We start from the raw sequence: 26,126 nt of genomic DNA on the forward strand, positions 1-26,126 counted from the left end.
GAACCCGCCCGCCGTCTCCCCCGCCGGGCCCGGCGGGGGCGGCGGCGGGTAAGAGCCGCCGGGCGCCGACGACGCGGGCGGGGCCTGCTGGCCGGCGGATGGCTGCGGCCCACCGGGCGAGTCGGGTGACGGCGTCGGTGGCAGGGCGGATTCTCCGGGGGACGGCTGATCGGTCATGGGCAACCTTCCGCTGCGGTGAGCTGACTAGGCCGCATTACAGTACCTGAGGGCCGAGACCTGCGTCACAGCCTCGATCAGCGCCGGACCGCCGGCCCGCGGGGCGGCTCGGACAGGAAGCCCAGCAGGTCGTAGCGGGTGATCACCCCGACCGGCTTGCCTTCCTCGACCACCATCAGCGCGTCCCAGTCGCGCAGCGCCTTGCCCGCCGCGCTGACCAGCTCGCCGGCGCCGATCATCGGCAGCGGCGGGCCCATGTGCTGGGCGACGGCGTCGGCCAGCTTGGCCCTGCCCTCGAAGACGGCCGAGAGGAGTTCGCGTTCGGACACGCTGCCGGCCACCTCGCCGGCCATCACCGGCGGCTCGGCGCCGACCACCGGCATCTGGGACACCCCGTATTCGCGCAGGATCCCGATGGCGTCGCGCACCGTCTCCGACGGGTGGGTGTGCACCAGGTCCGGCAGGGCGCCGGATTTGCGGCGCAGCACGTCGCCGACGCGGTATTCCTCGGTCGACCCGTCGAGCCGGGCGCGCAAAAAGCCGTAGGACGACATCCAGGCGTCGTTGAAAATTTTCGACATGTAGCCCCGGCCGCCGTCGGGCAGCAGCACCACCACCAGCGCGTCGAGGCCGGCGCTTTCGGCGACCTTCAGCGCGGCCACCACCGCCATCCCGCAGGACCCGCCGACCAGCATCGCCTCCTCGCGGGCCAGCCGCCGCGTCATGTCGAACGAGTCGGAGTCCGACACCGCGATGATCTCGTCGGGCACCGTCGGGTCGTAGGCCTTGGGCCAGAAGTCCTCACCGACGCCCTCGACGAGGTAGGGCCGCCCGCTGCCGCCCGAATACACCGAGCCTTCGGGGTCGACGCCGATGACCCGGACCGCACCGCCGGACACCTCCTTGAGGTAACGACCGGCGCCGGTGATCGTCCCGCCGGTGCCGATGCCGGCGACGAAATGGGTGACCTTGCCGTCGGTGTCGGCCCAGATCTCGGGCCCCGTGGTGGCGTAGTGGCTGGCGGGTCCCTGCGGGTTGGCGTACTGGTCGGGCTTCCAGGCGCCGTCGATCTCCGCCACCAGTCGGTTGGAGACGCTGTAGTAGCTGTCCGGGTGGTCGGGCGGCACGGCCGTCGGGCACACGACGACCTCGGCGCCGTAGGCCAGCAGCACGTTGCGCTTGTCCTCGCTGACCTTGTCCGGGCAGACGAACACGCACTTGTACCCGCGGTGCTGGGCGACCAGCGCCAGGCCGACGCCGGTGTTGCCCGACGTGGGTTCAACGATGGTGCCGCCCGGCTTGAGCTCGCCGCTGGCCTCGGCGGCGTCGATCATCTTCGCCGCGATCCGGTCCTTGGCGCTGCCGCCGGGGTTGAGGTATTCGACCTTGGCCGCCACGGTCCCGGCGCCCTCGGGGACGACGGAGTTCAACCGGACCAGCGGCGTGCCGCCGATGAGCTCACTGATGTGCTGCGCGATCCGCATGCGTTCATCGTCTCAGGCGGTTTCGGGAGGTGCACACCGGCGCCGCCGGACCGCGGCGGGGCTAGCCGGTGGCCTCGCGGATGTATTCGCCGATCTGGCGCAGCGAACGCATCGCCTCGGGAACCAGCGGAGCCGCCAGCTGGAAGTCGTGGACCTGGCCGGGCCACACCCGCACCTCGGCGGGCACGCCCACGGCCGCCAGCCTGCTCGCCGCCAGCTGCGCGTCATGCAGCAGCACCTCGGAGCCGGAGACGTGGATCAGCGTGCGCGGCAGCCCGGCCTTGATGTGTTCCAAAGGCTCGTAGATCTGTTCGGGTTTGCCGTCGACGATGTTCTTCTCGGCGGCGCTAGCAACCAGCGCCACGAGCGCGTCGAACGCCTTCGCGGGGAACATCGCGTCGGACTTGATGTTGGGATGGGCTTGCTTGCATTCCTTTGCTAGCTGAAGCAGCGGCGAGATAGCCACCAGCGCGGCCGGCTCCTCGCCCTCCTCCTGCAGAAGTTGCGCCAACGCGAGCGCCAGGTACCCGCCCGCGGAGTCGCCGGCGAGCACGATCTGGTCCGGCGGGTATCCCCGCTCGCGCAACCAGCGGTAGCCGTCGCGGCAGTCGTCGAGCGCCATGCCGACGGAATGCTTGGGCAGCAGCCGGTAATTCACCACGAACACCGGCGCGTCAGCAAACTTCGACAGCGCCTCGACCAGCCGGCCGTGCGAGTTTGCTCCACACGTTAAAAAAGCGCCGCCGTGCAAGTACACGACGACGCGGCGGGTGCCGTCGGCGGGTAATACGCCGGGCGCGCGTACCAGCTGCGCAGACGCATTGGGCAGGCTCACGGTCTCGCGGACGGTGGCCGTAACCGGGAGCAACACCTTCGCGGCGGCGTCGATGAGGCCCCAGGGCCAGGGCAGGGTGGGAACGTAGCTGCCGACCGCCAGAACCGGCCGGATCGTCAGTCGTGACGCCAGGTTAGCTACTCGCGCAGCGACGCTGGGCCCGGACTCGAGGACCTCGACCGGTGCGCCGTCGCTGATCGCAAATCTGCGTGCTTCAACTCTACGTGCTTTGAGGACCTCATATGGCCGAATGGCATTCCGGGGCGAACCGGATACCTTGCTGGGTGCGGTCATGCTCAACACTTCCTACGCCGTCGTAGTGCGAACAGCATGTGACGAGGCAGCTCAGCGTCCGGTTCAGCCCGATCGCCGGGGCGTTCAGCCAACCCCATGAACTTAGCTTGACAGCTCTTCCTGAGTGCAACATTTGAAGAATCTGATTCGATACCACATTTGATTCACAACGTGATTACTTTGTCGAAAAGCCTGCCGCGCAAACCCTCAAGCCGAACTAAACTTGACGACGTGACCATCCGGGTGCCACGTCGTTCGACTATCGCCCTGGCCACGGCGGGCGCGCTCGCCTCGACAGGTACGGCCTACCTGGGCGCGCGCAATCTGCTGGTCGGCCAGGCGGCCCACACGCGCACCGTCATTCCCAAGGCGTGGGACATTCCCCCGCGCGCGGACGGCGTCTACTCCCCCGGCGGCGGCCCGGTGCAGCGGTGGCAGCGGGGCATGGACGTCGACCTGCACCTGATGATCTTCGGGGACTCGACCGCCACCGGTTACGGCTGCGCGAGCGCCGAAGAGGTGCCGGGTGTGCTGATCGCGCGCGGACTGGCCGAGCGCACCGGCAAAGTCGTCCGGCTGAGCACCAAGGCCATCGTCGGCGCCACGTCCAAGGGGGTGCTGGGCCAGGTCGATGCGATGTTCGTGGCGGGACCGCCGCCGGACGCGGCCGTGATCATGATCGGCGCCAACGACGTCACCGCCCTCAACGGCATCAGCCAGTCCGCGCAGCGGCTGGGCCTGGCCGTGCGCAAGCTGCGCTCGCGCGGGGCGGTGGTGGTCGTGGGCACGTGCCCCGACCTGGGCGTAATCCCCGCCATCCCCCAGCCGCTGCGCTCGCTGGCGCACGCGCGGACCTCGCAGCTGGCCCGCGCCCAGACCTCGGCGGTCCGGGCGGCCGGCGGGGTGCCGGTCCCCATGGCGCAGCTGCTGGCGCCGCAGTTCCGCGCCACGCCGGACGTGATGTTCTCGGCCGACGGGTACCACCCCTCGGCCACCGCCTATGCGCTGGCCGCCGACGCTCTGCTGCTCACGCTGTGCGACGCGCTCGGCGAGACCGACCCCGCCGCGCCCACCGTGCCGGCACCCTCCAGCGCGCCGCCGGGCCAGAGCCAGACGCCGCTCGGCATCGTGTGGCGGCTGTGGCGACGCCCGATGAGCGCGATACCCGCCCCGTCTGCGTGACCGCGCCGGTCGGCGGCGACTAGATTTGTCCTAGCCCGTCGGGGTGGGCAAACCGTCCGCCGTATCGCAGCCGCCCATCCGGAGCGAGCCCGCATCAGCCGCCGACGGGAACCGGAAGGACCGGAAGGAAGCAGCCATGCCAGAAGCCGTCATCGTCTCCGCCGTTCGGTCGCCGATCGGCCGCGCCATGAAGGGGTCGCTGGTCAGCATGCGGCCCGACGACCTGGCGGCCCAGATGGTGCGCGCCGCCCTCGACAAGGTGCCGGCGCTGAACCCGCACCAGATCGACGACCTGATCCTGGGCTGCGGGCTGCCCGGCGGCGAGTCCGGTTTCAACATGGCCCGCGTCGTCGCCGTCGAGCTCGGCTACGACTTCCTGCCGGGCACCACGGTCAACCGGTACTGCTCGTCGTCGCTGCAGACCAGCCGGATGGCCTTCCACGCGATCAAGGCCGGCGAGGGCGACGCGTTCATCTCCGCCGGCGTGGAGACCGTGTCCCGCTTCGGCAAGGGCAACTCCGACTCGTGGCCGGACACCAAGAACCCGCTGTTCGACGAGGCCCAGGAGCGCTCGGCCGCCGCCGCAGCGGGCGCCGACGAGTGGCACGACCCCCGCGCCGACGGCAAGCTGCCCGACGTCTACATCGCCATGGGCCAGACCGCCGAGAACGTCGCAATTTTGACCGGCATCAGCCGCGAGGAGCAGGACCGCTGGGGGGTGCGCAGCCAGAACCGGGCCGAGGAGGCCATCAAGAACGGGTTCTTCGAGCGCGAGATCACCCCGGTGACGCTGCCCGACGGCACCACGGTCAGCGCCGACGACGGGCCCCGCCCGGGCACGACGTACGAGAAGGTGTCCGAGCTCAAGCCGGTGTTCCGGCCCAACGGGACGGTGACCGCGGGCAACGCGTGTCCGCTCAACGACGGCGCCGCGGCGCTGGTGATCACCAGCGACACCAAGGCCAAGGAGCTGGGGCTGACGCCGCTGGCCCGCATCGTGTCCACCGGGGTGAGCGGTCTGTCGCCGGAGATCATGGGCCTGGGCCCGATCGAGGCGTCGAAGAAGGCGCTGGCGCGGGCCGGCATGTCGATCAAGGACATCGACCTCTACGAGATCAACGAGGCGTTCGCGGTGCAGGTGCTGGGCTCGGCCCGCGAGCTGGGCATGGACGAGGACAAGCTGAACGTCTCGGGCGGGGCGATCGCCCTGGGCCACCCGTTCGGCATGACGGGCGCCCGCATCGCGACCACGCTGATCAACAACCTGCAGACCCACGACAAGACGCTCGGCCTCGAGACGATGTGCGTCGGCGGCGGCCAGGGCATGGCGATGGTGATCGAGCGGCTCAGCTAGGTGCGTTCTCGTCGAAGTCCCGGGCTGTGAGTGTGAAGCCTGGGCGCCGAGTGTGAAGCCTGGGCTTTCAGTGTGAAGCCTCGGCGCCGACACGCCGGGCTACCCCGCCATGGCTACACATGCAAAGCCGTGACTGCACACTCAACGCCATGGCTACACACGCAAAGCCATTGCTACGCACGCAAAACCGCCAACCACATGAAAAACCGGCACGCCGCTGGGCGTGCCGGTTTTTCTCGGTCAGCGTGCGCTAGTCGTTTTGCAGGTAACTGAGCAGACGCAGGATCTCCAGGTAGAGCCAGACCAGGGTGACGGTCAGGCCCAGGGCGATGCCCCACGCGGCCTTGTCGGGCGCCCCGGCGCGGATCATCTGGTCGGCCGCGTCGAAGTCGATCAGGAAGCTGAACGCCGCGATCGCGATGACGACCAGCGAGAAGATGATGGCCAGCGGTCCGCCGCTGCGCAGGCCCAGGCCGGTGCCGCCGCCGACGCCGAACAGCGCCAGCACGAAGTTGCCGAGCATCAGGGCCAGCACGCCGAACAGCGCGGCGACCACCATCCGGGTGAATTTGGGGGTGACCCGGATGGCCCCGGTGCGGTACACGACGAGCATGCCGAAGAACACGCCGAACGTGCCCAGCACGGCCTCGCCGATCAGCGCGCCGGCGTTGGCCGAGGACACCGTGAAGTTGGCGAAGACGAACGACACGGCACCCAGGAACAGGCCCTCGAGCGCGGCGTAGCTGAGCACCAGCGGCGGGCTGTCCTGCTTGCGGCCGAACGTCGCCACGAGCACCAGGCCCAGGCCGCCGAGGGCGCCGATGAGCGTCAGCGGCATGGCCAGCGCAAGGTTCGAGGCGACGAGGAAGTACGAGACGATCGCCGCCGCGGTCAGCACGCCGAGTGTGATGCCGGTCTTGGTGACGACGTCGTCGATGGTCAGCGGCCGGGTCGCCCGGGTCTCCTGGTAAGGAGCGAAGTAGGGGTCGGCCTGGTAGCCGGCCATCGGGGCCGCGCCAGTGCCGAATTGTGCGTATCCGCCACTCTGCCTGGGCAGTGAACGAAATACCGGATTACTTGTCTCCCGCACCGTCGGATCCTCTCTTATGACTGTGGGTTCGAGCTGTGCGAACATCTGCTCAACGATCAGCGGCCCGCGCGGGTTCCCAGCGGAGCTGCAGGTTTCTGGGTTTCCGTCTTGGGATGTTGTCGTCGGCTTAAACATAACCCTTACCCGGCCATATCGGCCCCACTACCGACGATCTAGATTGCTGGTCGGGGCGGGGCCGGCGATGGGAGGCTAGGGCGTGAGCGGGGAATTCGGCGAGTCCGATGAGATCCTGACCAGAGTTGACGGTGGCGTCGGCCTGATCACGCTCAACCGCCCCAAGGCGATCAACTCGCTGAACCAGTCGATGGTCGACGCGCTGAGCGCGGTGCTGACCCGCTGGGAGAACGACGACGCGGTGCGCGCGGTGGTGCTGTCGGGCGCCGGCGAGCGCGGGTTGTGCGCGGGGGGCGACGTGGTGGCGGTGTATCACAGCGCCCGCAAGGACGGCGTGGAGGTGCGGCGGTTTTGGCGTGACGAGTATTTGCTCAACGCGCAGATCGGCCGGTTTTCCAAGCCTTACGTGTCGCTGATGGACGGCATCGTGATGGGCGGGGGTGTCGGCGTCAGCGCGCATGGCAGCGTCCGGGTGGTGACCGAGACCTCGAAGGTCGCGATGCCCGAGGTGGGTATCGGGTTCGTCCCCGACGTGGGTGGCGCGTACCTGCTGTCGCGGGCGCCGGGCGGGCTGGGGCTGCACGCCGCGCTGACCGGCGCCCCGTTTTCCGGATCCGACGCCATCGCAATGGGATTCGCCGACCACTACGTGCCGCACCGCGAGCTCGACGCGTTCTCCAAGGCGATCGTCGACGACGGCGTGGACGGCGCGCTGGTCGCCCATGCCGTCGAGCCGCCGCCGAGCCAGCTGGAAGCGCAACGGGATTGGATCGACGAGTGCTTCTCCGGCGACACGGTCGAAGACATCCTGGCCAGGCTGCGCGGCCGCAAAGGTGCAGACGCCGGGCCGGCCAACGACGCCGCCGACCTGATCGCCGGCCGCTCCCCGATCGCGGTGTCGGTGGCGTTGGAGGCGGTGCGCCGCGCCGCCAAGCTGGACACCCTGGAAGACGTTTTGGTGCAGGACTATCGGGTCTCGAGCGCGGCGGCGCGCTCGCACGATTTGGTCGAGGGCATCCGGGCGCAGATCATCGACAAAGATCGCAATCCGAAGTGGTCGCCGGCGACGCTGGCCGAAATCACCGCGGCCGACGTCGAGGCGTATTTCGAGCCGGTCGACGACGACCTTCGTTTCTAGAAAGGCGGTTCGAATGGCAGAGGCCACATCCACGAGCTACGAGACCATCCTCGTCGAGCGCGAGGACCGCGTCGGGATCATCACCCTGAACCGGCCGCAGGCGCTCAACGCGCTCAACAGCCAGGTGATGAACGAAGTCACTGGCGCGGCAACGGAATTCGACAACGACCCGGGTATCGGCGCGATCATCATCACCGGCTCGGGCAAGGCGTTCGCCGCCGGGGCCGACATCAAGGAGATGTCGCAATTGACGTTCGCCGACGCGTTCGACGCCGACTTCTTCGGCGCCTGGGGCAAATTGGCCGCGGTGCGCACTCCGACGATTGCCGCGGTGGCCGGCTACGCCCTCGGCGGCGGCTGCGAGCTCGCGATGATGTGCGACCTGCTGATCGCGGCGGACTCGGCGAAGTTCGGCCAGCCCGAGATCAAGCTCGGCGTGCTGCCGGGCATGGGCGGCTCGCAGCGGCTGACCCGTGCCATCGGCAAGGCCAAGGCCATGGACCTGATCCTGACCGGGCGCACCATCGACGCCGTCGAAGCCGAACGCAGCGGCCTGGTTTCGCGCGTGGTGCCCGCCGACGACCTGCTCGCCGAGGCCAAGGCCGTCGCCACCACCATTTCTCAGATGTCGCGCCCGGCGTCGCGGATGGCCAAGGAGGCCGTCAACCGCGCGTTCGAATCGACCCTGTCCGAAGGGCTGCTCTACGAACGGCGGCTGTTCCATTCGACGTTGGCGACCGAGGACCAGTCCGAGGGCATGGCGGCGTTCATCGAAAAGCGGACCCCCAACTTCACCCATCGGTAGGACGCTGCGATGAGCGAGCCGGGCGCCGCCACCACCGCCCGAGAACAGCAGGCCGCTCCGGAGGTCGCCGAACCCCCCGCTCGGGCCAGGCGCGCGGGCAGACCGTGGTGGGCGCGCCACTACACCTTCATGGGCACCGCGATTGGCCTTGTCTTCATTTGGTTTTCGTTGACGCCGTCACTGCTGCCACGCGGCGCGGTGTTCCAAGGATTGGTCAGCGGAATCTCCGGCGCGATCGGCTACGGGGTGGGCGTCTTCGCCGTCTGGCTGTACCGGTACCTGTGGAGCAAGGCTTCCAGCCCGGCGGCGCCGCGCTGGGCATGGCTGGTGCTGATCTTCGTCGGCGCGGTCGGCATGGTCCTGATGGCGATCTGGTTTCACGTGTGGCAGGACAACGTCCGCGACCTGATGGGTGTCCAGCACCTAAAGTGGTACGACTACCCGGTCGCCGCGGGGCTGTCCATCGTGGTGCTGTTCGCGCTCGTCGAAATCGGCCAGTTCATCCGTTGGCTGGTCAGGTTTCTCGTGGGCCAGGTGGACCGCATCGCGCCGTTTCGGCTGTCGGCGACCATCGTCGTGATCGCGCTGGCGGTGCTGACGATCACCGTGCTCAACGGCGTCGTGCTCAAGTCCGCGATGCGCACCATGAACAACACCTTCGCCTCGGTCAACGACGAGATAAGCCCGGGTATCGCGCCTCCCAAGACTCCGCTGCGGTCGGGCGGGCCGGGGTCGCTGGTCTCCTGGGAATCCCTTGGGCACCAAGGCCGCATCTTCGTCGAAGGGGGTCCGAAGGTCGATCAGCTGACGGCGTTCAACGGCGCCCCGGCCACGGTGCCGATCCGGGCCTACGCCGGGTTGAACTCCGCCGCGGGAATCACCGCGACCGCCGAACTCGCGGCGCGCGAGCTGCAGCGCACCGGCGGCCTGCGGCGCGCGGTCGTCGCGGTCGCGACGACCACCGGCACCGGCTGGATCAACGAGGCCGAAGCCGACGCGCTCGAATACATGTACAACGGCAACACCGCGATCGTCAGCATGCAGTACTCGTTCCTGCCCAGTTGGCTGTCGTTTTTGGTGGACAAGGAGAACGCCCGGCACGCCGGCCAGGCGTTGTTCGAGGCCGTCGACCGGCTGGTCCGCCAGATGCCCGAGGCGCAGCGCCCCAAGCTGGTCGTGTTCGGCGAGAGCCTGGGGTCGTTCGGCGCCGAGGCGCCGTTCATGAGCCTGAACAACATCCTGGCGCGCACCGACGGCGCGTTGTTCAGCGGGCCGACGTTCAACAACACCATCTGGACCGACCTGACCTCGACCCGCGACGCCGGTTCCCCCGAATGGTTGCCGATCTACAACGACGGCAAGAACGTTCGATTCGTCGCCCGCGCGGACAATCTCGGGCGCCCCAACGATCCATGGGATCACCCGCGGGTGGTGTACCTGCAGCACGCGTCGGATCCGATTGCCTGGTGGACCCCCGACCTGTTGTTCGCCAAGCCGGACTGGCTGAGCGAAAAACGCGGCTACGACGTGCTACCCCAGACCCGGTGGATCCCGGTGGTGACGTTCCTGCAGGTCTCGGCCGACATGGCGGTCGCCGTGGACGTGCCCGACGGGCACGGCCACCACTACGTCGCCGACGTCGCCGACGGATGGGCGGCGGTGCTCTCCCCGCCGGGGTGGACGCCGGACAAGACCGCCAGGCTGCGGCCGCTGTTGCACGCCGACGCCATCATCAGCGGCTCCGGCGGATCGATGGGATAGCTAGAGCCAGCGCCGCGGGGCCGCGCCGGTGTCGGCCAGCAATCGCGCTCCAGCCGAGCCGCCGGTCAGCTGGTCGAGCACGCCGGCGCCCGCCAGCGCGTGATAGCCGCCGATGACGTCGGTGGCGTTGTGCAGGCCGATGTCCAGCAGCGCGGCCACGGCGAGGCTCGACGTGTAACCCTCCGAGCACACGATCACCCACTCGACGTCGTCGCCGGTGGCCTCCGGCAGCCGGGCGTCGCTGGTCGGGTCGCAGCGCCACTCCAGCACGTTGCGCTCGATCACCAGCGCACCGGGCAGTTCCCCCTCGCGGACTCGCTGGGCCTGCGGCCGGATGTCGACGAGCACCGCCCCGCGCCGCAGCGCGTCGGGCACCTCGGCGGCGGGCAAACGGCGGAACCGGCGCCGGGCCGATCTCAGGACGACGTCGATGCGGCTCATCAGGGTCCTTCCGGTTGGTCGGTCAGTTCGGTGCGCTGGCGGCGCAACCTGTTGCGGTCGGTCACCTCGTAGTAGGACATCACGGTCAGCGGCGGGGAGTAGGCGTGCACGCTCAGCGTCGGCTGGACCGGCCCGAGATAGGTGCCCACCGGTTCGGGAACGGGTCTGGGCGCCCACACCACGTCGTGCACCCAGCCCAGCGGGAACCCGGCCTGGTCGCCCGCGTCCAACCGACGTCGGCGCAATCCCTTTCCATCCCAACGGAATTCGTTAAGCGAGCCGGACAGCACGGTCAGCGCCCCCAGGGACCCGCCGTGGTCGTGCAGTTCGGTGTGGTGACCGGGGACCCAGCTGATCAGCCAGACGTCGAGCTCCTCGTCACCGTGGATGCGGGTGAACCAGCGCTGCGCCTCGGGGATTCCGCCCTTGGGCAGCAGGTGGTCGCAGCGCCCGCTGAGCACCTGGTCGGCGGCTCGGTCGGTGGCGTGCAGCAGGTCGGGCACCCGCAGCCGGGTGGGCCCCGGGGACGGCGACGAGGCCGTCGGCGGGCGCCGCGCGGCCGGCAACGCACCGAAAACAGACGGCGCAACAAGAACGGACATCGGGGAGCTCCAGGGTGAACGGACGGGACGAGCGGCGGCGCGTTAGGGCCGACAACACTCGCAGAATCCGAAGCGCTCCATCACGGGCGTCAGTGTTGCATAGATTGAGATCGTGCGCCGCCGCCGTCACCGCCCCCCGTGGTGGGGCCCCCTCGTCCTGGCAATCGGTTTGACGGCGTTGTCGGCGGCCGCGGCTTGCTCGCACGGCGCGCCCCATGGCAAGCCCACGCCGTCGTCGACGCCTTCCTCGGCCCGGCCCGTCGGGGCGCCGCCGAGCGCCGTCGGGCTCTCGCCCGCCGGCGTCACGACGCGGATCGACGTGCCCGCCGATTCCACCGAAGAGGAGTATTTCCAGGCCTGTCACGCGGCCAAGGTGTGGATGGACGCGCAGCCCAGGCCGGCTGGGGAGTCGCTGCTGGAGCCGTATCTGGCGATGATCCAGGCGTCCCCGACGGGCACCGCCGGCACCTGGAACACCCGGTGGTCGGACCTGACGCTGGCCCGGCAGGCCGCGGTGCTCACCGCCGCGCGGGCGGCCGCCGGCGACGAATGCGGGTAATTGCGATCACGCGTACCAAAACGTGCCCCCGGGCGCGCTGACGGTTCCTGGCGCCGCAAAATGAACGGGTGCCCGGCGACCCTGGCGGAGCGCCCGCCCGCCGATCCTCACCGACCCGGGTGGCGCTGGCGCTCGGCAGCGGCGGCGCCCGCGGTTACGCCCACATCGGCGTGATCGAGGCGCTGCGGGCGCGCGGCTACGAAATCGTCGGCATCGCCGGCTCGTCGATGGGCGCCCTGGTCGGCGGGTTGCAGGCGGCCGGGCGCCTCGACGAGTACGCCGACTGGGCCAAGTCGCTCACGCAGCGCACCATCCTGCGGCTGCTGGACCCCTCGATCAGCGCGGCCGGGGTGCTGCGGGCCGAAAAGATCATCGAAGCGGTGCGCGACATCCTCGGACCGGTCACCATCGAGCAGCTGCCCGTCCCCTACACCGCGGTGGCCACCGACCTGCTGGCGGGCAAGTCGGTGTGGTTTCAGCGCGGCCCCGTCGACGAGGCCATCCGGGCGTCGATCGCGATCCCCGGCGTGATCGCGCCGCACGCGATCGACGGCCGCCTGCTCGCCGACGGCGGCATCCTGGATCCGCTGCCGATGGCCCCGATCGCCGCGGTCAACGCCGACCTCACCATCGCGGTGAGCCTGTCCGGCAGCGAGGCCATCGAACGCCGCAACGCCGAACCGGGCGTCACCGCCGAGTGGTTGAACCGCATGGTGCGCAGCACGTCCGCGCTGCTGGACACCGCCGCGGCGCGGTCGCTGCTCGACCGGCCGACCGCGCGGGCGGTGCTGAGCCGGTTCGGGGCCGACACCTGGTCGGAGGACCCGGAAACGGAGCCGCCCGGCGGCGACGCCCCCGACGCCGGACCGGCGGTCCCGAAGCTGGGCGGCTTCGAGGTGATGAACCGGACGATCGACATCGCCCAGGCGGCGCTGGCGCGCCACACGCTGGCGGCCTACCCGCCCGACGTGCTGATCGAGGTGCCCCGTTCGACCTGCCGGGGCCTGGATTTTCACCGGGCGGTGGAGGTGATCGGCGTGGGCCGCGCGCTGGCGGACCAAGCGCTGGACCGCCTCGAGGCCGCGTCGGAGGACACCGACCGCGCCCAGGGGTGAGTCGGGGTCAGACGCCGAGGAAGTCGGCGACGGCCCGGGCTTCGCGGCGGCCCTGGTCGCGCCCCGCCAGCGCCGAGGCGACGCGGCAGCGCGGGTCCAGCGGGTTGGCCCCGAAGGCCGCCAGGGAGTCGTCGTCGGCGAAGACCGCCACGGTCGCGCCGCGGAACGCCGCGACCTCGGCCGCCGGGCCGGCGCCGAACGGCGACGGCGCGTCGGGGCCCGAGGGCACCAGCACCACCGCCGCGCCGCAGTCGCCGGCCACGCCGAGGTTGACCGAGCTGGCGACCCCGCCGTCCATGTAGCGCCGTTCGCCGATCGTCACCGGCGGCCACGCGCCTGGCACCGCGCAGCTGGCCGCCACCGCGTCGACGAGCCCGACGCCCGAGTCGCGATCGAAGACGACCAATTCCCCTGTGGCAACGTCGATCGCGGTGATGCGCAGTGGCCGCTGCGGCCACTCGTGCGACGGCAGGCGCTGGGCGATCACCGCGCGTCGCACCGCCTCGGGCACGGTGCGGGTCGCCACCGCCACCGCACCGATGCGCTGCATCTGCTGGCGGGTTTTTTCCCGCGTGGGGTCGTAGGGCTCGGCGAGGGCAATCAGGAAGAGCTCGGTGATGTCGTCGACGTCGACGCCGGAATCGATTTCGGCCGACGACTCGGCGACCTGCCGGTCGAACAGCGCGTCGAGCGTGGTGCCGCTGCCGATCTGCGCGGCGACGGCCGAACCCGCCGAGGTGCCCACCAGCACGTCCGAATCCAACAGCAGCCGTGCGGCTTTGGGCTGCACATCGGCGATGCCACGCAGAACACCTGTCTCCCAAGCGATTCCGGCGATCCCGCCGCCGGCCAGCACCAACGCCCGTGCGGTCGCCGTGTCCGTCACCGGCTCCCCTGCTGGGCCTGTCGCGCCGGGAGGTTCAGGTCCTCTGGGCGCACCAGATGCGTTGGCGGGTCGGGCAATACGATGCGTCGGGTGATGTCCAGCCCGGCGCCGACGTGCACCAGCTCTCCGGGCTCGAGCAACGACCAGCGGGGGTCGTCGTCCATCGGTTCGCTGGCGAACACCACCGACGAGCGGGCGCACAGATGCTCCGACCGGGCGCGAATCCGGTGGGTGCGCAAGTCGAAATCGGCGCCGTGGCCGCGGCGGCGGTTCAGCAGATACAGCTCGTGGGACTGCGGGTAACGCAACGCCCACATGTCGGTGGCCGTGCTCAGCAGGATGTTGACGGCGTAAATGGGTGCGTTGGCCGCGAGCCACCCCACGGCGTCGACGACGCCGGCCGTCTCGTCGCCGCCCCGGGCCCGGATCGAACCGGTGATCAGGGCGAACACCCGCTCGGAATCGGTCTGGCCCAGCACCAGGTCCGCGGTGCCGAGCTCGCGCAGCCGGTCGTCGACGACGTCCAGCCCCTCGACCACGCCGTTGTGCGCGAAGATCCGGCCGTCCTGCAGAAACGGGTGGGTGTTGCGGACGTCGAGCGCGCCCGTCGTCGCGTAGCGGACGTGGGCGACGAACGTGGTGCCGGTCAGCTCGTGCGCCTCGGTGGCGAACTGGGTGTCCTGCCACGCCGCGATCGGCTCCTTGTGCACCTGCGGGCGGCCCTGCCGGTCGAACAGGCCCAAGCCCGTGCCGTCGGGATTCTTGCGGCTTTGCTTTGCCAGGCTGTCCGGGGCGTTCAGCAGCCAAAACGTCGCGGTGCAAACGTCGGTCCCGGCGTGCAAGCCAAATAGTCGGCACATGGCCTCGACGGTACCGAAACCGGCGGCGCGGTCAGGCCGTCAGCGTCGCCGAGAGGTCCTCGAGCACCTGGCGGGCGTATCCCTTCCACAGCCGGCCGAACAGCGGGAGCGCCAACCCGCTCACCCGCGACTTGGCGTGGATGTCCCAGCGCCACGTGACCCGGGTCCCGCCCGGCACCGGTTCGAAGATCCATTCGCCCACAACGTGATCGACCAGCAGCGCCATCGGGCCCTTGACGTCGCCAAGCCGGTAGCCGAAGGAACGCGGCGGGTCGACGCTGGTCAGTTCTTCGCGCACGCTGCCGCCGCCAACCATGTGCACGGTGCGCGTCTGGCCGGCGGCGTCCCAGGCGCCGGTCTGCTGCGACACCGCCTTGATCGGGGGGAACGGGCCGTGCCAGCGCTTGAAAATCTCCGGCAGCGGCGCGGGCAGCGTGCGGTGGAAGGCCAGCTCCGCGGGCACCGGCACCACCCGCGATTCGTCGACGACGAGCGAACGTGTCACCGGCACAACACCTTTCATTCTAGCCAGCGCCGCAGCCGGCGCCCGTCAGTCGCGGGCCTCGATCACCCAGTAACCTCGCTCGGCGTAACGCGCGCGCATGGCCTTCTTGTCGTACTTGCCCACGCTGGTGCGGGGGATTTCCTCGACGAAGGTCCACCGCTCGGGCAGCCACCACCGAGCGACCTTGTCCGCCAGGAATTTTCGCAGTTCCTCGGCGCTCACCGAGGAGTGCTTGGCAACGACGACCGCCAGCGGTCGCTCCTGCCAGCGCTCGTCGGGCACCCCGACCACCGCGGCCTCGAGGACCTGGGGGTGGGCGATGAGGCAGTTCTCCAGCTCGACCGACGAGATCCACTCGCCGCCGGATTTGATCACGTCCTTTGCCCGGTCGGTCAGCGTGACATAGCCCCGGTCGTCGATGCGGCCGACGTCACCGGTGCGCAGCCAGCCGGAGTCGAATTTCGCTTCGTCGCGCCCCAGGTAGTAGCCGCCGGCGATCCACGGGCCGCGGACCTCTACCTCCCCCACGGCGTTGCCGTCGTTGGGCAGCACCCGGCCGTCGTCGTCGACGATCCGCATCTCCACCCCGCACACCGGTTGGCCCTGGGTGGCGCGGAACGCCCAGTGCTGGTCGTCCGGGGTGCCCGGCGGCGGCCACGCCATGGTGGCCATCGGCGATGTCTCCGTCATCCCCCACAGCTGGCGGATCTGCACGCCGTGCTTTTCCTCGAAGGCGCGCATCAACGACACCGGGACCGCCGACCCGCCGCACACCACCAGCCGCAGCGACGACATGTCGTGGTCGGGGTCGTCCTCCAGGCGGTGCAGCACGTCGTTCCAGATGGTGGGCACCGCACCCGCGACGGTGGGCCGCCTGGTTTCGACCATGCCGATCAGCGATCGGGCGTCGAGGTGGCAGTCGGGCAGCACCAGGTCGGCGCCCGCCATCAGCGCCGCGTACGGCAGGCCCCAGGCGTTGGCGTGAAACATCGGCACGATCGGCAGCACGCTGTCGACGGCGCTGACCCCGATGCCGTTGGCGGTGCACGCCCCCATGGTGTGCAGGAAGCTCGAACGGTGGCTGTAGACAACGCCTTTGGGATTGCCGGTGGTGCCGCTGGTGTAACACATCGCGGCCGCGGCGTTCTCGTCGATGCGCGGCCAGTCGAATTCGGTCGGCTCGTCGGCGATCGCGTCGGCATACCGCAGCACCGTCTTGCCCGATTCGGCCAGCGGCGCCGGATCCGCGTCGCCGACCACGATCACCGTGTGCACGGTCTCGAGGTTGCCCAGCACGGGTCCGAGCAGTTTGGCCAGCGACGCGTCGACCAACACGACCTGGTCTTCGGCCTCGTTGGCGATGTAGGCGATCTGCTCGGGGAACAGCCGGATGTTGAGGGTGTGCAGGACGGCGCCCATCGACGGCACCGCCAGGTACGTCGCCAAATGTTCGGTGTTGTTCCACATGAACGTCGCGACCCGCTGGTCTCCGGTAACGCCCAGGCGGCGCAGCGCATTTGCCAGCTGGGCGGCCTGCTGGCCCAGCTCGCGATAGGTGGTGGTTCGGTAACCGTCCCCGGTGGCGGTGGTGACCGTGCGGGCTCCGTGGACCCCGCAGCCGTGCCGCATGATCGCGGTGATGGTCAACGGGAAGTCCTGCATCGTGCTGTCCATCGAGGTACCGCCTTTTCGGGTTTCGGCGCGGAGCCGCCTGGTGCGGTCGGGCGAATGCTATCGCCGCGGGGCGGCTGCGAGAAACGGGTTGCCCCGACAATGCGCGATTTACTCGGGTCGGCGCCCGTTGGGCTACACCAGCTCGGGCGTGCGCGCCGAGGCCCCGGTGCCCAGCGCGACGATGGAGGCCACCGGCGCCACCGTGAGCCTGCCGGAATAGTCGGCGAGGTAGAGATATTTCGCGTTCGGGCTTTCCAGCACGCAGGACGGCTCGTTGGCCACCCCGAGCGTGCCGACGACATCGTTGGTGAGCGTGCACAGCACCGTGACGCTGTCGTCGCTGACCACGTAGGCGCGGTCGCCGTCGCGGCTGAGCGTCAACCCGGTGAGGATGCCGCTGGGCTCGCCGATCTTGTACGTACCGGCGACCGTGGCGGTGCGGGTGTCGACGACGTCGATCACCGCGCCCCAGTCCGGGCCGCAACTGGCCACATAGGCCTGCGCGCCGTCGGGGCTGAGCGCGACGTCGCGGATCGGCAGACCGATATCGACGGCGCCGGCGACCTCCCACCGGTCCGCGCTTTTGCCGACCACGACGAGCTGCCCGCCGGCCGGGCTGGTGGTGGCGACGTAAAGACGGGTTCCGTCGGCGCTCAAACGCACGCATTCGCTGGTGCTTGCCGGACGAAGCGGCAGCTCGATCGCCTCCGCCCGGCCGGTCTTGAAGTCCAGCACCGCGACGTCGGCGCCGGCGGCCCGGTTGCGGCTGGCGTAGACGTAGCGCCCGTCGGGGCTGACGGCGAGGTCGCTCACGCTGAACGCCAAGGGGTGCGTTGCGACGACCGCGTAGGTCATCAGGTCGATGGCCGCGATCGAGTCATAGGCCGGCGACACGGTGCTGACGTAGGCACGGGTGCAATCGGCGCTGGCCGTGACCACCGCGAAGGGCTCGCCGAGGCCGCCCACCGTCTCGACGACCCGGCAGCTGTCGGTGTCGATGACCGACACGCTGTCGCGCCCGTGGTTGGTGACGACCAGCCGGGTGCCGTCCGCGGTGGCGGCGATGCCGCTGATCGGGCCGTTGCGCACCGCGATCTCGGCGACGATCGGAAAGCCCGGCGCCGCGCCCAACTCGATGGGCCGGCCCTCGCGGGTCCGGTGGTTCAGGTCGCGCATGCTGCGCACCGCCTTCGCTGTGTTCGTGGCCGTCCGCGGGCGCAGCGGCGTTCGCGCTGCGACACCGGCGACCAGGGATAAACCGCACTTCAGCACCCTTTAGGTGACTGCTTTCGACAAACTTTACCGACGAAATTCCGGCGCAAGATATTTCAGTGTGACTGCTGTTGACCGTGTCACAGCGACGACTCAGGCGGCGCTTAGAATTCCGTTATCGAACTCGCAGGTGACCGCCGGTTGGCGAAGCGCGAACGCCCCCGCCACCACGAAAGCCAGGTTCTGCGGCTAACTTTCGAAGACGACGACCGTTGAGCGCGGAAAATAAGAGAATTTTAAATTCCGTGCCACGAGGTGAATCTCACATTGCTGCGGCGCGCCGGGCGCGCCCGACGAAAGATCTCGCCCACGGCGACGGCCCCCGGCCCCGCCGCGGCGAAAGTGCCGGTCAGCTGAACTGGGTCCGCGGCCGCGGCACCGCCACACCGTCGACGCTGATGTCGACCTTCTCGTTGTAAAAAGCCACCAGACCGGCTATTTGGCCGACCGCCGGCAGCGGGTAGTGATACGTCCACGCCAGATCCGGATGCAGGCCCGCGCCGGTCCGGACCGACCAGTAGCCCGACGTCACCCCCTTGTACGGGCACAGCGTCTGCGTCGAACTGGGTTCGAGGTGCTCGAAAGCGATGCCGGTGGGGTCGATGTAATACCTTGTGGGCAAGCCCGTTTCGAAAAGCAGGACGGGAGAGCCGCTGTCGGCCAACAGGATTCCGTCGAGCTCGACGCGCACCCGCCGGTGCGAGCGCAGCGCGTCGACCCGCGTATACGGGTTGCGCGGGTGGCCGTAGATCGGCTCGTCCTCCTCGAACCACCGCAACGCGTCCCACTCGAATCGCACGGTGCCGGCCAACGGGCCGGCACCGTCGGCGTCGAATACGCGGGCGGCGGATTGGTGGATCCGGCCGGCGCCGACCAGTGAATGCAGCCGGGACGGGCCGAACTGCACCTTTTGCGGGTGGTTCTCGTCGCGCAGGAACTCGGTGCGAACATCGGCCAGCGGCACGTAATAGGCCGGGTAATAAGGGACTTCCCACACGTAGCGGGCCGCGGTGGTGTCGAAGACCAGCTCGTGGCCGAGGTAGCCGCGGACCCGCCGCGGCGCGGCCTCGATGCGCCCGCGGGCGGCCGCCATCCGGGGGTAGTCGAGTTCGCCGGTCATGGCTGGTCCTTGGAGGCCAGGCCGGCCGGCGCGTGGGAGATCGCCCTGCGGATGGCGTCGGCCAGCGCCAGGGCGCTCTCCTCGGTGAGCTCGAGGGCGACCCGCGCCGCCGGGCCGAGCTTGGGATTGATCACGTCGATGTTGACGGTGTGGCCGTACAGTGCGTGCACGGGGTGGTCGACGTACACCGTCGCCCGGTCGGCGCCGAACCATCCCGTCGCGCCCTTGCCGCTGCCGTCGATCGCCACGTGTTCGGTCAGATAAGTGCACATCGCTTGGACCACTTAGCCTTTCAGATGGGTCGCGAAGAACTCGTCGATGCGGCGCCAGCCGTCCACCGCGGCCTCGGGCCGGTACGCCGGCCGGTCGACGGAGAAGAACGAGTGGCCCGCGCCCTCGTAGGAATGAAACTCGTGCGGCTTGCCCAGCTTGGTCAGTTCGGCGTCCAGGGTGGCCACCGCGGGCGGCGCGGGGAACTTGTCGTCGAGCCCGAACAGGCCCAGCAGCGGGCAACTCAGGTTGGCCGCCAGGTGCAGGATCGGCTGCATCACCTTGGGCAGCCCCTCGGGCGGGTCCTCGACGACGAATGCGCCGTAGCAGTCCACCGCGGCGTCGAACGGCAGCGAGCACGCCGAAAGGTACGCGTGCCGCCCGCCCGAGCAGTGCCCGATGACGCCGAATTTCCCGTTGGCTCCCGGCAGCGCGCGCAGGTGCTCCACCGCGCCCGCGACGTCGCCCACCAGCCGCTCGTCGGGCACCCCACCGGCGGCGCGGGCCGCCGCGGCGGCGTCGTCGGGCGCGGCGCCGGGGGCCTCGCGGGAGTACAGGTTCGGTGCCACGACGTGGTAGCCGGTGTCGGCCAGGCGACGGACGAACTCCTTGGTTTCCCGGTCGTAGCCGGGCATGTGGTGGATCCACACGATGCCGCCGCGCGACCCGTCGGCGAGCGGCATGGCCCGGTAGGCCTCGATCTCGTCGCCGCCGTGGCCGGTGATGGTGATCGTCTCCGCGCGGATGGCGTCTGGGCTGGGCGCGTTCATCGCTGCTCCTCGTTAGGCCTCAACCGAATGCGGGGGGCATGCCGCCGGAACCAACCTAGCCGAATCGCGGCCGGGCGGAGCGGGCCACAGGTCGGGCGCTGAGCCGACCGGTGCGCGTCTAGCGCCGCTTCTCGCGCACTTTGTAGGTAGAGGGCCACGATTTGCGGGACTCGTCCCCGGTCAGCGGCGTGCCCATCCCGCCGACCTTGACGTTGTAGGCCTCCTTGCCCGGGCCGACCTCGCGGTTGGCGTGCTCCTGGGCGAGGTAGTACAGCTCGTCGATGGTGGCTTCGTCGTAGGCGACAAACGACGTCTCGCGGGTGACGTCGTCGATCCCGGCCAGCATCCGTTGGGACAGCAACGGCGACACCAGCGCCGCCAGGGTGAACACCGACAACGGAACGGCCCAGTAGCCGACGTAGGACAACGGCGTGCGGGTGTCGAGGACGGTCGCGTTGGCGTCCGCGATCGGAGGGATCGCCGACGACACCGTCGTCGCGGCCAACGCCGCGATCCACACCCAGGTCAGCGCCGCGACCATCTTGGCGAACAGGTCGGTCTTGACCACGTCGTCGGGCTGTTCCGCCGCCGCGAACTGCCGCACGAAGGGCTTGCCGATCAGCACGCTGACGACCACGACCAGCAGGATGGCGGCGTTGCTCAGCGGCAGTAACCACCGCCGGCTAAACGCGTCACCAAGGGCATACGTCAGCACCGCAAGCACCAAAAACGTTGCGACCGAACCGATTTGGAGCGGGTTTGACGATTTGCCGGCGCCCCCGCCGAGGGTCAGGGCGGCAACGGCCGCCGCCAGCGCGATCAGCGCGGCAACGCCGAAAGGGACGTTGCCGACCAGTGCCCAATAAGCGATCCACGGCGCGAAGCCGAAAAGCATGCCCACGGGGGGTCAGTGTATGGGTGGGGTGTTTGCGGGGCGGACCCGAGGCGTCGCTCAGTCGAGGTCACCGCCCGGGTCGGGCGCGTCTTCGGCGAGCGGTTTGACGGTCGCCTTCCGCTTCACGATTGGCTGAGCGCCATCGCCAGAAAGTCGATGCGCCATAACGACCGAAACAGGTTGCGCGCGAACGCTTCCAGGCCGTCTCTGATTTCCCGGCCGGTGTCGCCGCGCTGCGCCACCCGCTCGACGATCTCCCGGATCGTGGTGCGGCCGTCGACGTGCTGGACGAAGGCGAGTTGGGCGGGGCTGAGCCTCAGCTTCGCGCCCGGCAGGAAGATCTCGTCGCCGGACAGCAGGCACGCCGTGCGCGTCAGCGGAATGTAGTCCAGCGATTCGTCGGTCGAAAAGTCGATTGTGTAGTGGTGTTTCGGACGGTCGGGGCGGCACGCGATGAAGAAATGGGTGGCGTTCGCGGTGTGCAGGCGTTCCATCACCGACCACAGTTCGGGTTCTGGCAGCTGGTTCACGAGCGACTGGAACGGGCCCGCCGGCCCGAAAAGGTCTTGCGGGTAGTACGGCGTTTTGTGAAACCACCCCTGGAACACCAGCCCGGCCGCGCTGACCAGGTCCAGGCACTCGTCGACGGTGTAGCTGCGCTGCCGGCTGTGCAAGAACGTGTCGACCAGCGCGCCGTCGGACAGCAGATCCCGGGCGACCTTCAGATAGCTCTGGACCGGGTGGTCGCCCGGTAGCACGCCGAGGGCGTCCTTGACCAGCTGGACGGAGGCTTCGTCCTGCGAGAGGCCGAGGTCGCGGAACACCGACTCGAGTATTTCGACGCCGATGCGACCGTACTTCGCGTAGAGCATGATGCCCATCGCGCCGTCGGTGCGCAGGCACCCGCCCAGCGCCCGCAGCCCGGTCAAGGGATCGGCGAGGTGGTGCAGAACGCCGCTGGAGACGATGAGGTCGAAGTCGGCACCGAGCGCGGCCACCTCTTCGATCGGCAGCAGATGCAGCTCGAGGTTGCCCAGTCCGTGCTTGTCTTTGAGGTACTGCTGGTGGTCCAGCGCCGAACGGCTGACGTCGATCGCCACCACCTTCGCCCCGCGGTTCATGAAGGCGTAGACCGCCGCCTGGTAGGTGCCGCAACCCGCGATCAAGATGTCGAGATCGGGCCGGTATTCGCGGTTCGGCCAATAGAGCCGATGCGCCCAGTAGGGATCGAACCAGTCCCAGTGGTTTGTGGTCCAGGCCGCCAAGTCGGTCACCGGCGGCGGATACTGCCACCGGTCGTATTGGCGGGAGACGCCGTCAACGCGCGGATCGTCGGTCACTTCGGCGCTGACTCCTTCGCGGGCGGCGGGATCGGGTGGCGATCGCGACCAACTTACTGCGCCGACGGGTTGTCGGGCGGGCCAGGACAAATCCCGCGTCGACGGGAGGCGTGATACCGGTGCTCGGCGCTCGAGCGTCGCCGCTCTCCGGCGACGGTCGACCTCACAGCCCGCTCGAACGTGTTCCCGCTCGACCGCTGTCTGTCTTGTTGAAGAACCGGCTCAGCAACTGCCGCGCCTCGGCTGGGTCGACGCAGGTGTAGCAGTTCCATCCCTCGACACGCAGTTGATCGTCAAGCGGCTTACCGATCACCTCGAGGATGGTTTCCTTCGCCGACCTGACCGCGCACCGAGAGTTGCGCAGGATTTGATGGGCCAGCATTTCGGCCTGTTCCAAAAGCTGTTTGTGGGGAACGACTTTGGTCACCGTTGCACTGGAGCGCTCGCTGCGCATCGATCGGCTCAGCGGTCAGCACCATCTGCATGGCCACCCCCACGCCGCACGTGTTGACCAGGCGGGTGATCCCGCCGTCGCCGTGATGGAAGCCGCGACGCGCTTCGAATGAACCGAAGATCGCCCGGCGTCGACGTAGTTGAGGGGCACATACGTCGCAAGGTCTGCGCCCGCGCAGAATGCGTCGCCCACGCCGGTCAAGATCGCGACGTCGACGTCATCATTGGTGGCGAATTCGGTCCAGAGGCGGCATAGTTCCTCGTGCATTTCGGGAGTGACCGCATTCTTCGCGCCCGGCCGCACGAGGGTGATGCGGGCGATCCTCCCGGCGGCTTTCGTTTTTGATCTCTTTTATCGGCATATCGCGCGCCGGCCAGCGGGGCACGACGAGTTTTAGCCGAGATGACCGATGCCGCAGACCTTCTGTCCGTGCCCCCAGTCGGACTCGAACCGACACTGTGCGGATTTTAAGTCCGCTGCCTCTGCCAATTGGGCTATGGGGGCCCGGCGGCGAATGTAGCGCGAAGCGTTGCTCCGGGGCGCCGCCACCCACCCCGCATCGGTGAAAAACCGAAGATGTGCCTTGCGGGCGTTTGGCCTAAGATACGCCCCTCTCGCCCTGTGCGGCGCTTTGCCGGCCGGTCTCAGATGACAACGCTATGTCACCCGACAGGACCCTGTTAAAACTGCCCGCGCAAGCGTTAAGAAGCCGTAAACGGCCGTCACCCTAGCCTTTTCCGTCGGGAATGTGGAGTCATGGCTCGCTAACCTTACGCCGACGCACAGGAGCCGTTACGCCAACACACAGCCGTCGACCCACCCCGTGGGGGCCGACTTGTTCCCAACCCTAGGAGCAGTAGATGTCATTTCTGACAACAATTCCTGAAGAGTTGCTAGCCGCGGCGGCGCAGCTGGAAGGCATCGGCAATTCGCTGACGGCACAGAACGCCGGCGCCGCGGCACCGACGACCGCGATTGCTCCCGCCGCCGCCGATCAGGTCTCGACGCTGCAGGCGGCGATCTTCTCGACCTACGGCACCATATACCAGCAGATCGCCGCCGAAGCGCAGGCGATTCAGCAGCAGTTCGTCAGCACGCTCGGGTTGAGCTCCGGAACCTACAGCCAGACCGAGGCCGCCAACGTGGCGGCGGCGACCCCCGTCGACAACTTCATCAGCCAGTTGAGCTCGCTGTTCGGTGGCCCCCTGGGAAGCACCAACGGCGAAGTCACCAGCCTTTCCGGCAACCTCGCCAACGTGTTCAACATCGGTGGCGGAAACTGGGCCTCCGCCGCGTCGAACCTGCTCGGCATGACCGGCGGCGGGCTGCTGCCCGCGGCCGCCAGCGACACCGGTGACGCCGCCGCCGCGGCGGGCGCGGCGGACGCGGTGAGCGTGACGACCCCCGCCGGCGGCGTGGGCGTGGCGGGTGCGATGCCCGTCGGCGGCCTGGGCCAGGCCACCATGGTCGGCAAGCTGTCGGTCCCCCCGAGCTGGGCCGGCGGCGTCACCCCGGCGGCCAGCTCCGCCACCGCGGTCGAAACGGTCGGCTGGACGGCCGCGGCGCCGCAGGCCGGCCCCGGAACGGTTATTCCCGGCCTGCCGGGAGTCGGCGCGGTCGCGCGCAACAGCGCCGGCTTCGGTGCGCCGCGTTACGGCGTCAAGCCCATCGTCATGCCCAAGCCGACGGCCGTCTGAGCGCCGCCCGTCACCCGCACCCACCAAAAATTCGGACAAAAGAACGGACACCCAAATGGTTTTGGATTTCGCAGGATTGCCGCCCGAGATCAACTCCGCCCTCATGTACACCGGTGCCGGGTCGGGACCCCTGATGGCGGCCTCGACGGCCTGGAACAACCTGGCCGCCGAGCTGAGCACCACGGCGACCTCCTGGCAGTCGATCGTCGGGACCCTGACCGGCGAGCAGTGGACGGGTGCGGGCTCTGCCGCGGCCGCCGCCGCCGCAGAGCCCTACATCAGCTGGCTGACCACCACGGCCGCGGCCGCCGAGCAGGCGGGTGCGCAGGCCGCAGCCTCGGCGGCCGCCTACGAGGCGGCGTTCACGGCGACGGTGCCGCCGCCGGTGATCGCCGCCAACCGGGCGCTGCTGGCGGCGTTGGTGGCCACGAACTTCCTGGGCATCAACACCCCGGCGATCATGGCCACCGAGGCGCAGTATGCCGAGATGTGGGTCCAGGACGCCATCGCGATGTACACCTATGCGGCCGCCTCGGCGGCTGCCGGCGCCCTGCAGCCGTTGACGCCGGCCGCGCCGACCGCCAGCCCGGCCGCGGCGGCCACGCAGGGCGGCGCCGTGTCCGCGGCGTTCGCGAACGCCGCGGCCTCACCCGCGGCGTCAGGCGTGCAGGGGATCCTCAACAACCTGGGCTCGCTGCTCAGCGGCGGGTACATCGGCCAAGGCATTCAAACTGTGATTGACGACCTGGGCTTGACGAGCCTCGAGAACAGCCTCGACGGCCTGCTCGGCACCCCGATGTTGTTCAACGGCATCAATGGGGCCGTCAACACCGCGGCGTGGTTCGTCATGGCCGCCATCCCCAACGCGGTGTCCCTTGGGCACACGCTCGCCGCCGCCGCGCCGGCCGCCGCCGCCAGCGACGTCGCACCACTGGCCGGCGGAGCGGTGATCGGTGAAGGCGCCCTGGCCAACAGCGTGATGGGCGGCGGCGCGTCCGCCGCTCTCGGCGAGGCGTCGGCGGTCGGTGGGCTCTCGGTGCCGGCCGGCTGGGCTTCGGCCGCCCCCGCGACGCTGGCCTCGTCGACGGCTCCGCTGGAGGGCTCGGGCTGGACCGTCGCCTCCGAAGAGCCGATCGCGGCGATGCCCGGCATGCCCGGCATGGCGGCCGCGGCCAAGGGCGCCGGCGCCTACGGCGCCGGCCCGCGCTACGGCTTCAAGCCCACCGTGATGCCCAAGCAGGTTGTCGTCTGACCCGGGCGACGAAAAGAACTTCGACAACTGAACGTTTTCCAAAGACAAGGAGAAAGGCGACATGGCAACACGTTTCATGACTGACCCGCACGAGATGCGGGCGATGGCGGGCCGTTTTGAGGTCCACGCTCAGACTGTTGAGGACGAGGCGCGCAAGAT

At 69.4% G+C, this 26,126-nt stretch carries 26 protein-coding genes, 1 tRNA gene and 3 pseudogenes; 11 read left to right on the forward strand and 19 right to left on the reverse strand.

Going from position 1 to position 26,126, the window contains the following annotated elements; translation table 11 throughout:
* The 3 genes and pseudogenes from AWC19_RS31365 to AWC19_RS02930 all read right to left on the reverse strand — a co-directional run.
* Positions 1–177: pseudogene (locus AWC19_RS31365) on the reverse strand (RDD family protein); the annotation flags it as partial.
* 77 nt (positions 178–254) lie between these two features.
* A complete protein-coding gene (locus AWC19_RS02925; protein ID WP_085076606.1) occupies positions 255–1,661 on the reverse strand; it encodes a cystathionine beta-synthase in 1,407 nt (468 codons plus the stop codon).
* Positions 1,662–1,722: 61 nt separating this feature from the next.
* The gene (locus AWC19_RS02930) at positions 1,723–2,790 is read right to left on the reverse strand and encodes an alpha/beta hydrolase (RefSeq protein WP_085076607.1); all 1,068 of its coding nucleotides are present in this window, start codon (positions 2,788–2,790) and stop codon (positions 1,723–1,725) included.
* A gap of 243 nt (positions 2,791–3,033) precedes the next feature.
* Here AWC19_RS02930 and AWC19_RS02935 point away from each other — a divergent pair, with 243 nt between their 5' ends.
* Together AWC19_RS02935 and AWC19_RS02940 are read left to right on the forward strand one after the other, a co-directional pair.
* Entirely contained in the window at positions 3,034–3,972 is a 939-nt protein-coding gene (locus tag AWC19_RS02935; protein WP_169718071.1) for an SGNH/GDSL hydrolase family protein, read from the forward strand.
* A gap of 136 nt (positions 3,973–4,108) precedes the next feature.
* Complete coding sequence (locus AWC19_RS02940) at positions 4,109–5,326, forward strand: acetyl-CoA C-acetyltransferase (RefSeq protein ID WP_085076609.1); 1,218 nt, start codon at positions 4,109–4,111, stop codon at positions 5,324–5,326.
* A 250-nt stretch (positions 5,327–5,576) separates the two neighbouring features.
* Here the strand turns inward: AWC19_RS02940 and AWC19_RS02945 are convergent, their stop codons facing one another.
* The gene (locus tag AWC19_RS02945) at positions 5,577–6,416 is read right to left on the reverse strand and encodes a Bax inhibitor-1/YccA family protein (RefSeq protein ID WP_085076610.1); all 840 of its coding nucleotides are present in this window, start codon (positions 6,414–6,416) and stop codon (positions 5,577–5,579) included.
* A gap of 217 nt (positions 6,417–6,633) precedes the next feature.
* Here AWC19_RS02945 and AWC19_RS02950 point away from each other — a divergent pair, with 217 nt between their 5' ends.
* The 3 genes from AWC19_RS02950 to AWC19_RS02960 are packed head-to-tail and all read left to right on the forward strand — an operon-like array spanning position 6,634 to position 10,255.
* Positions 6,634–7,689: an enoyl-CoA hydratase/isomerase family protein gene (locus AWC19_RS02950; protein WP_085076611.1), complete on the forward strand. Its 1,056-nt coding sequence runs from the start codon at positions 6,634–6,636 to the stop codon at positions 7,687–7,689.
* 13 nt (positions 7,690–7,702) lie between these two features.
* Positions 7,703–8,494, forward strand: a complete 792-nt coding sequence (locus AWC19_RS02955) for an enoyl-CoA hydratase (RefSeq protein WP_085076612.1) — start codon at positions 7,703–7,705, stop codon at positions 8,492–8,494.
* 9 nt (positions 8,495–8,503) lie between these two features.
* The gene (locus AWC19_RS02960; protein WP_085076613.1) at positions 8,504–10,255 is read left to right on the forward strand and encodes an alpha/beta hydrolase; all 1,752 of its coding nucleotides are present in this window, start codon (positions 8,504–8,506) and stop codon (positions 10,253–10,255) included.
* Here the strand turns inward: AWC19_RS02960 and AWC19_RS02965 are convergent, their stop codons facing one another.
* Complete coding sequence (locus AWC19_RS02965) at positions 10,256–10,696, reverse strand: rhodanese-like domain-containing protein (protein ID WP_085076614.1); 441 nt, start codon at positions 10,694–10,696, stop codon at positions 10,256–10,258.
* Positions 10,696–11,298: a cysteine dioxygenase gene (locus AWC19_RS02970; RefSeq protein ID WP_085076615.1), complete on the reverse strand. Its 603-nt coding sequence runs from the start codon at positions 11,296–11,298 to the stop codon at positions 10,696–10,698. Before AWC19_RS02970 ends, AWC19_RS02965 begins: the two co-directional genes overlap by 1 nt.
* Before the next feature lie 112 nt (positions 11,299–11,410).
* Here AWC19_RS02970 and lpqV point away from each other — a divergent pair, with 112 nt between their 5' ends.
* Together lpqV and AWC19_RS02980 are read left to right on the forward strand one after the other, a co-directional pair.
* Complete coding sequence (lpqV, locus tag AWC19_RS02975; protein ID WP_211284828.1) at positions 11,411–11,857, forward strand: lipoprotein LpqV; 447 nt, start codon at positions 11,411–11,413, stop codon at positions 11,855–11,857.
* Between the two features lie 68 nt (positions 11,858–11,925).
* A complete protein-coding gene (locus AWC19_RS02980) occupies positions 11,926–12,972 on the forward strand; it encodes a patatin-like phospholipase family protein (RefSeq protein WP_245848667.1) in 1,047 nt (348 codons plus the stop codon).
* 7 nt (positions 12,973–12,979) lie between these two features.
* On the opposite strand, the gene AWC19_RS02985 is transcribed toward AWC19_RS02980, so the two are convergent.
* The 11 genes from AWC19_RS02985 to AWC19_RS30275 form a co-directional block, all read right to left on the reverse strand.
* A complete protein-coding gene (locus AWC19_RS02985; RefSeq protein ID WP_085076617.1) occupies positions 12,980–13,858 on the reverse strand; it encodes a patatin-like phospholipase family protein in 879 nt (292 codons plus the stop codon).
* Complete coding sequence (locus tag AWC19_RS02990) at positions 13,855–14,718, reverse strand: class II glutamine amidotransferase (protein WP_085076618.1); 864 nt, start codon at positions 14,716–14,718, stop codon at positions 13,855–13,857. Before AWC19_RS02990 ends, AWC19_RS02985 begins: the two co-directional genes overlap by 4 nt.
* 31 nt (positions 14,719–14,749) lie before the next feature.
* A complete protein-coding gene (locus AWC19_RS02995; RefSeq protein WP_142280931.1) occupies positions 14,750–15,223 on the reverse strand; it encodes an SRPBCC family protein in 474 nt (157 codons plus the stop codon).
* 45 nt (positions 15,224–15,268) lie between these two features.
* A complete protein-coding gene (locus tag AWC19_RS03000) occupies positions 15,269–16,897 on the reverse strand; it encodes a long-chain fatty acid--CoA ligase (RefSeq protein ID WP_085076620.1) in 1,629 nt (542 codons plus the stop codon).
* A 132-nt stretch (positions 16,898–17,029) separates the two neighbouring features.
* A complete protein-coding gene (locus AWC19_RS03005; RefSeq protein ID WP_142280932.1) occupies positions 17,030–18,073 on the reverse strand; it encodes a YncE family protein in 1,044 nt (347 codons plus the stop codon).
* A gap of 445 nt (positions 18,074–18,518) precedes the next feature.
* On the reverse strand, positions 18,519–19,289 hold the full coding sequence (locus AWC19_RS03010; protein ID WP_085076622.1) for a DUF427 domain-containing protein: 771 nt from the start codon (positions 19,287–19,289) through the stop codon (positions 18,519–18,521).
* Positions 19,286–19,561, reverse strand: a complete 276-nt coding sequence (locus AWC19_RS03015; RefSeq protein WP_085076629.1) for a DUF6295 family protein — start codon at positions 19,559–19,561, stop codon at positions 19,286–19,288. The genes AWC19_RS03010 and AWC19_RS03015 overlap by 4 nt, the downstream gene beginning before the upstream one ends.
* Positions 19,562–19,573: 12 nt before the next feature.
* Complete coding sequence (locus AWC19_RS03020; protein WP_085076623.1) at positions 19,574–20,329, reverse strand: dienelactone hydrolase family protein; 756 nt, start codon at positions 20,327–20,329, stop codon at positions 19,574–19,576.
* 118 nt (positions 20,330–20,447) lie between these two features.
* Complete coding sequence (locus AWC19_RS03025) at positions 20,448–21,230, reverse strand: hypothetical protein (RefSeq protein ID WP_085076624.1); 783 nt, start codon at positions 21,228–21,230, stop codon at positions 20,448–20,450.
* Between the two features lie 116 nt (positions 21,231–21,346).
* Positions 21,347–22,564, reverse strand: a complete 1,218-nt coding sequence (locus tag AWC19_RS03030) for a class I SAM-dependent methyltransferase (protein ID WP_085076625.1) — start codon at positions 22,562–22,564, stop codon at positions 21,347–21,349.
* A gap of 163 nt (positions 22,565–22,727) precedes the next feature.
* Positions 22,728–22,991 carry a Clp protease/crotonase-like domain-containing protein gene (locus AWC19_RS30275; RefSeq protein ID WP_245848670.1) on the reverse strand — a complete coding sequence of 88 codons (264 nt, stop codon included), beginning with the start codon at positions 22,989–22,991 and terminating at the stop codon, positions 22,728–22,730.
* Between AWC19_RS30275 and AWC19_RS30280 the strand changes: the two genes are divergently transcribed.
* Positions 22,984–23,130, forward strand: coding sequence for a hypothetical protein (locus AWC19_RS30280; protein ID WP_245848672.1), 147 nt, complete (start codon positions 22,984–22,986; stop codon positions 23,128–23,130). The two genes, AWC19_RS30275 and AWC19_RS30280, sit on opposite strands and share 8 nt — an antisense overlap.
* Positions 23,131–23,168: 38 nt before the next feature.
* On the opposite strand, the pseudogene AWC19_RS31080 reads toward AWC19_RS30280, so the two are convergent.
* Together AWC19_RS31080 and AWC19_RS03040 are read right to left on the reverse strand one after the other, a co-directional pair.
* Positions 23,169–23,339, reverse strand: a pseudogene (locus AWC19_RS31080) (enoyl-CoA hydratase/isomerase family protein); the annotation flags it as partial.
* 109 nt (positions 23,340–23,448) lie between these two features.
* Positions 23,449–23,522, reverse strand: a tRNA-Leu gene (locus tag AWC19_RS03040).
* A 356-nt stretch (positions 23,523–23,878) separates the two neighbouring features.
* Between AWC19_RS03040 and AWC19_RS03045 the strand changes: the two genes are divergently transcribed.
* The 3 genes and pseudogenes from AWC19_RS03045 to AWC19_RS03055 all read left to right on the forward strand — a co-directional run.
* Complete coding sequence (locus tag AWC19_RS03045) at positions 23,879–24,715, forward strand: PPE family protein, SVP subgroup (RefSeq protein WP_085076626.1); 837 nt, start codon at positions 23,879–23,881, stop codon at positions 24,713–24,715.
* 55 nt (positions 24,716–24,770) lie between these two features.
* On the forward strand, positions 24,771–25,967 hold the full coding sequence (locus tag AWC19_RS03050) for a PPE family protein (RefSeq protein WP_085076627.1): 1,197 nt from the start codon (positions 24,771–24,773) through the stop codon (positions 25,965–25,967).
* Between the two features lie 61 nt (positions 25,968–26,028).
* Positions 26,029–26,126 (forward strand): annotated as a pseudogene (locus tag AWC19_RS03055) (WXG100 family type VII secretion target); the annotation flags it as partial.

Origin of the sequence: Mycobacterium palustre (assembly GCF_002101785.1) — a bacterium.
Classification (GTDB): Bacteria; Actinomycetota; Actinomycetes; order Mycobacteriales; family Mycobacteriaceae; genus Mycobacterium; species Mycobacterium palustre.

Coding starts and splice junctions, on each gene's coding strand:
- AWC19_RS02930 (WP_085076607.1), bottom strand. CDS start 2,790: ATGACCGCACCCAGCAAGGTATCCGGTTCGCCCCGGAATGCCATTCGG.
- AWC19_RS03015 (WP_085076629.1), bottom strand. CDS start 19,561: ATGTGCACTTATCTGACCGAACACGTGGCGATCGACGGCAGCGGCAAG.
- AWC19_RS03010 (WP_085076622.1), bottom strand. CDS start 19,289: ATGACCGGCGAACTCGACTACCCCCGGATGGCGGCCGCCCGCGGGCGC.
- AWC19_RS03020 (WP_085076623.1), bottom strand. CDS start 20,329: ATGAACGCGCCCAGCCCAGACGCCATCCGCGCGGAGACGATCACCATC.
- AWC19_RS02990 (WP_085076618.1), bottom strand. CDS start 14,718: ATGTGCCGACTATTTGGCTTGCACGCCGGGACCGACGTTTGCACCGCG.
- AWC19_RS02940 (WP_085076609.1), top strand. CDS start 4,109: ATGCCAGAAGCCGTCATCGTCTCCGCCGTTCGGTCGCCGATCGGCCGC.
- AWC19_RS03000 (WP_085076620.1), bottom strand. CDS start 16,897: ATGGACAGCACGATGCAGGACTTCCCGTTGACCATCACCGCGATCATG.
- AWC19_RS02965 (WP_085076614.1), bottom strand. CDS start 10,696: ATGAGCCGCATCGACGTCGTCCTGAGATCGGCCCGGCGCCGGTTCCGC.
- AWC19_RS03050 (WP_085076627.1), top strand. CDS start 24,771: ATGGTTTTGGATTTCGCAGGATTGCCGCCCGAGATCAACTCCGCCCTC.
- AWC19_RS02970 (WP_085076615.1), bottom strand. CDS start 11,298: ATGTCCGTTCTTGTTGCGCCGTCTGTTTTCGGTGCGTTGCCGGCCGCG.
- AWC19_RS02925 (WP_085076606.1), bottom strand. CDS start 1,661: ATGCGGATCGCGCAGCACATCAGTGAGCTCATCGGCGGCACGCCGCTG.
- AWC19_RS02960 (WP_085076613.1), top strand. CDS start 8,504: ATGAGCGAGCCGGGCGCCGCCACCACCGCCCGAGAACAGCAGGCCGCT.
- AWC19_RS02955 (WP_085076612.1), top strand. CDS start 7,703: ATGGCAGAGGCCACATCCACGAGCTACGAGACCATCCTCGTCGAGCGC.
- AWC19_RS03005 (WP_142280932.1), bottom strand. CDS start 18,073: ATGCGCGACCTGAACCACCGGACCCGCGAGGGCCGGCCCATCGAGTTG.
- AWC19_RS03045 (WP_085076626.1), top strand. CDS start 23,879: ATGTCATTTCTGACAACAATTCCTGAAGAGTTGCTAGCCGCGGCGGCG.